The following is a 4,999-nucleotide window of genomic DNA, read 5'->3' as shown; positions in this document are numbered from 1 at the left end:
TGGGCGAGATGCTCGCGCGCGCCGCGGGTGAGGAGCTGCTGCGGGTGCGCCGCGAGTCGGGGCTCGAGGGCAAGGAGCTGGGCAACGCCGGCGACGCCGCGGCCCAGCAGGTGCTGGCGGCGATGCTGGCCGAGCACCGTCCCGACGACGCGGTGCTGTCCGAGGAGGCCAAGGACTCCGCGGCGCGCCTGAGCGCGGACCGCGTGTGGATCATCGACCCGCTCGACGGCACCCGGGAGTTCTCCGAGGGCCGCGCGGACTGGGCGGTCCACGTCGCGCTGTGGGAGAAGGGCGAGCTGACGCTGGGCGTCGTCGCGATCCCGGGCGAGGACCTGGTGCTGTCGTCCGCGACCGTCGCGCCGGCTCCCGAGCCGACCGAGGGCGCGACGCTGACGCTGGCCGTGTCGCGGTCGCGTCCGCCGGCCGTCACCGAGCCGGTGCGTGCCGCGCTGGACGCCGAGCTGACCCCGATGGGGTCGGCAGGCGTGAAGATCGCCGCGGTCGTGCGCGGGCAGGTGGACGCGTACGTCCACGCCGGGGGCCAGTACGAGTGGGACTCCGCCGCACCCATCGCGATCGCGCGGGCCGCGGGCCTGCACACCTCTCGCGTCGACGGCACCCCGCTCGTCTACAATGGCTCGGACCCTTACCTGCCGGACCTGGTCGTGTGCCGTCCGGCTCTCGCGCCGCGGATCCTCGCGGCGATCTCTGACTACACCGACGGAGACTCTTGATGACGGCAACCACGTTCAGCCAGCTGGATGCGCTGGAGGCGGAGGCTATCCACATCGTGCGCGAGGTCGTCGCGCAGATGGAGCGTCCGGCTCTGCTGTTCTCGGGTGGCAAGGACTCGATCGTCCTGCTGCACATCGCTTTGAAGGCTTTCGCGCCGGCGCGGCTGCCGATGCCGGTGGTGCACATCGACACGGGCCACAACTTCCCTGAGGTGATCGACTACCGCGACCGGATCGTGGCCGAGCACGGCCTGAACCTGGTGGTGGGGTCGGTGCAGGAGGCGATCGACAAGGGCACGGTGCGGGAGGAGCCCAACGGCTCGCGCAACCGTATCCAGACGCCGGTGCTGCTGGACACGGTCGAGAAGAACCGTTTCGACGCCGCCATGGGTGGTGCGCGTCGTGACGAGGAGAAGGCGCGTGCGAAGGAGCGGGTGTTCTCGTTCCGTGACGAGTTCGGCCAGTGGGACCCGCGCAACCAGCGTCCGGAGCTGTGGAACCTGTACAACGGCCGGGTGCACATGGGCGAGTCGATCCGGGTGTTCCCGCTGTCGAACTGGACCGAGCTGGACATCTGGGACTACATCGACTCGCGCGGCATCGAGGTGCCGTCGATCTACTTCGCGCACGAGCGTGACGTGTTCCACCGTGATGGCATGTGGATGGCCGCGAACGAGTTCTGCACGCCCCGTGAGGGCGAGATGATCGAGCGTCGCACGGTGCGCTACCGCACGGTGGGTGACGCGACGCTGACGGCGGCGGTGCTGTCGGACGCGGACACGGTCGAAAAGATCATCGCGGAGACCGCGGCGACGAGGCTTACTGAGCGCGGTGCCACGCGCGGCGACGACCGGGTGTCGGAGGCCGCGATGGAGGACCGCAAGAAGGAAGGGTACTTCTGATGGATCTTCTCCGTTTCGCGACCGCGGGTTCGGTCGACGACGGCAAGTCCACCCTCATCGGCCGTCTGCTGTACGACAGCAAGTCGATCTTCGAGGACCAGCTCGACGCGGTCGAGATGGCCTCCAAGGCCAGGGGCACGGAGTACACGGACCTGGCGCTGCTGACCGATGGTCTGCGTGCCGAGCGTGAGCAGGGCATCACGATCGATGTGGCGTACCGCTACTTCGCGACCCCGAAGCGCAAGTTCATCATCGCCGACACCCCCGGCCACCAGCAGTACACCCGCAACATGGTCACCGGTGCCTCCACCGCGGACCTCGCGATCATCCTGGTGGACGCCCGCAAGGGCATGACGGAGCAGTCGCGTCGTCACGCGACCCTGTCGTCGCTGCTGCGGGTCCCCCACGTGGTCCTCGCGGTCAACAAGATGGACCTGGTGGGCTGGTCCGAGGAGCGCTTCAACGAGATCTACGAGGAGTTCACCGAGTTCTCCGCGAAGCTCGACGTGCCCGACCTGACCGCGATCCCGCTGTCGGCGCTGCTGGGCGACAACGTCGTCGAGCGCTCCGTGAACATGCCCTGGTACGGCGGTGCGTCGCTGATGCACCACCTGGAGCACGTGCACATCGCCTCGGACCGCAACCTGCAGGACGTGCGCTTCCCCGTGCAGTACGTCATCCGTCCCATGCGCAACGAGGTCCACGACTACCGCGGCTTCGCCGGCCAGGTCGCCTCGGGCACCATCCGCGTGGGCGACGAGGTGATGGCGCTGCCCTCGGGCATGACGTCCAAGGTCGCCGCGATCGACGGCCCCAACGGGCCCCTCGAGATCGCGCAGCCGCCGATGTCGGTCACGCTGCGCCTGGAGGACGAGATCGACGTGTCCCGCGGCGACGTGATCTGCCGCGTGGGCAACCACCCCGAGCCCACCCAGGACCTCGACGCGACCGTGTGCTGGATGGACGCCGACGCCCTGACCGTGGGACGCAAGCTCGGCATCCTGCACACCACCCGCATGGCCCGCGCCATGGTCAAGGACATCGCCTACGAGCTCGACGTGAACACGCTGCACCGCAACACCGACGCCACGGAGCTGAACCTCAACTCCATCGGCCGCGTCAAGCTGCGCGTGACCTCGCCGCTGCTCGTCGACGACTACGCCGACAACCGCACCACCGGGTCGTTCATCCTCATCGACGAGGCCACCAACCGCACCGTCGGCGCGGGCGTGGTCCGCGAACACTAGAACCCCCGCATGGACCTCGGACTCATCGCGGCCGCCGCCTGCATCGGCGTCGTGGTCGGCCTGACCGGCATGGGCGGCGGCGCCCTCATGACGCCCACCCTCGTGCTGTTCTTCGGCATCCCCGCCCCCGTCGCGGTGTCCTCGGACATCGTCGCGGCGGCCGCGATGAAGCCCTTCGGCTCCTGGGTCCACATCCGCAACAAGACCGTCAACTGGCAGCTGGTCCGCCTGCTGGTCTACGGCTCGGTCCCGGCAGCGTTCCTCGGCGTGCTCCTGCAGCACCTCATCGGCGACGTCGAGACCATCGAGAAGTTCACCAAGGGCGCCCTGGGCGTGGCCCTCATCATCGCCTCCGCCGGCCTGCTGCTGCGCGCCTACCTGCGCCTGCGCGAACGCGCCCGCTCCCGCGACGGCTCCGCCCCGCCCCTGCCCAAGGAACGCCCCGACGTCGTCCCCCGCCCCGTCCCCACCATCATCGTGGGCGTCATCGGCGGCGTCATGGTCGGCCTGACCTCCGTCGGGTCGGGCTCGCTCATCATCATCGCGCTGATGGCCCTCTATCCCGCGCTGAAGGCCTCCCAGCTGGTCGGCACCGACCTCGTCCAGGCCGTCCCCCTGGTCGTCTCCGCCGCCATCGCCCACCTCATGTTCGGCGACGTCGACTGGTCCGTCACCATCCCCGTTATCCTCGGCTCCATCCCCGGCACCTACCTCGGCGCCCACCTGTCCAGCCGCGTCTCCGGCGGCCTCGTGCGCCGCGCGCTGGCGATGGTGCTGCTGATCTCCGGACTGAAGATGCTCGGCGTGTCCAACGCCCTCACCCTGGCCGCCCTCGCCGCCGCCCTCATCGGCGGCACCCTCGCCTGGGGCCTCATCCGCCACCAGCTCGGCTTCCACTTCTTCATCTGGCAGGACAAGCGCGCCAAGGCCGCCGCGCAGGCCGCCAAGACCACCACCCCGGCACCCGCGGCCACCGACCGGCCCCAGGACACCGCCCCCGACAAGGAGAGCTGACGTGCTCCAGCTGCGCCTGACCCCCCTCCAGCTCAACGAGCTCGAGCTGCTGCGCGCCGGCGCGTACGGCGCCGAGCTGCGCTACGAGCGGCCCGCCGGCGGCGCCCACGTCGCCACCCTCCTCATCGCCGACATCGCGGTGCCCGCGCAGATCGAGCTGCTCGACACCGAGGCCACCCCCGTGGCCCGCGTCGACGTCACCGGCTCCCACACCACCGAGTCCGGCACCTGGGTCGCCGGCGACGTGACGATGCTGCGCGAGCCCGCCGCGGCCGCCTTCGCCGAGCTGCGCCCCCACGCATCGCTGCCGATGCTCGACCACGCCACCCTCGCCCTGGGCAACGACGTCTCCGACCGCGACGACGACATCGTCCTGGTCGACCACGGCGACGTCGAGACCCTGTCCCGCGCCGTCGCGGCCGCCCGCCGCAGCGCCCGCGAGGTCCGCGTCCTGCCCCGCCCCGCCGCCGCGCACCTCGACGCCGCCGCCACCGACGAGCTCCTCACCCACCTCGCCGAGGTCGTGTTCGCCTCCACCGTCAACACGCGCCGCCGCACCGGCCGCGCCCGCGGCGCCGGCATGGTCATCCTGCTGTCGGGCCTGTCCGGCTCGGGCAAGTCCACCATCGCCCGCCAGCTCACCCGCCGCCTGCGCGCCGAGTCCCACCAGCGCGTCACCCTCCTCGACGGCGACGAGGTCCGCGCCATGCTGTCCTCCGGCCTGGGCTTCTCCCGCGCCGACCGCAAGCTCAACGTGCGCCGCATCGGCTGGGTCGCCGCGCAGCTCGCCGCGCACGGCGGCATCGCCGTGTGCGCCCCCATCGCCCCCTACGCCACCATGCGCGCCGAGATGCGCGCCATGGCCGAGGAGCACGGACGCTTCATGCTCGTCCACGTCGCCACCCCCCTCGAGGTATGCGAGGCCCGCGACCGCAAGGGCCTGTACGCCAAGGCCCGCGCCGGCGAGATCAAGGAGTTCACCGGCATCTCCGACCCCTACGAGACCCCGCTCGACGCGGACATCGTGGTCGCCGAGGACGGCACCGAGTCCGTCGAGGACGCCGCCGAGGCCATCCTCCGCGCCGCCATCCAGCCCGAGTCC

At 70.9% G+C, this 4,999-nt stretch carries 5 protein-coding genes; all 5 read left to right on the top strand.

The annotated features are described in order from the left end of the window. Positions 1-8: 8 nt before the first annotated feature. On the top strand, positions 9-734 hold the full coding sequence (locus AOM02_RS13970; protein WP_062300369.1) for a 3'(2'),5'-bisphosphate nucleotidase CysQ: 726 nt from the start codon (positions 9-11) through the stop codon (positions 732-734). After that, positions 734-1,636: a sulfate adenylyltransferase subunit CysD gene (gene cysD, locus AOM02_RS13965; protein ID WP_062300367.1), complete on the top strand. Its 903-nt coding sequence runs from the start codon at positions 734-736 to the stop codon at positions 1,634-1,636. The genes AOM02_RS13970 and cysD overlap by 1 nt, the downstream gene beginning before the upstream one ends. Further along, entirely contained in the window at positions 1,636-2,883 is a 1,248-nt protein-coding gene (locus AOM02_RS13960; protein ID WP_062300364.1) for a sulfate adenylyltransferase subunit 1, read from the top strand. Before cysD ends, AOM02_RS13960 begins: the two co-directional genes overlap by 1 nt. 9 nt (positions 2,884-2,892) lie before the next feature. Next, positions 2,893-3,897 (top strand): sulfite exporter TauE/SafE family protein, encoded by a 1,005-nt coding sequence (locus AOM02_RS13955; RefSeq protein ID WP_082105116.1) that lies wholly within the window; start codon positions 2,893-2,895, stop codon positions 3,895-3,897. 1 nt (position 3,898) lies between these two features. Continuing rightward, positions 3,899-4,999: adenylyl-sulfate kinase (cysC, locus tag AOM02_RS13950; RefSeq protein ID WP_228373865.1), on the top strand; the 1,101-nt coding region annotated here is incomplete at its 3' end.

This window comes from Demequina maris (assembly GCF_000971155.1).
GTDB classification, from domain to species: Bacteria; Actinomycetota; Actinomycetes; order Actinomycetales; family Demequinaceae; genus Demequina; species Demequina maris.
The sequence above is the reverse complement of the archived record's forward strand: the minus strand, read 5'-3'. Positions and strand labels throughout refer to the sequence as shown.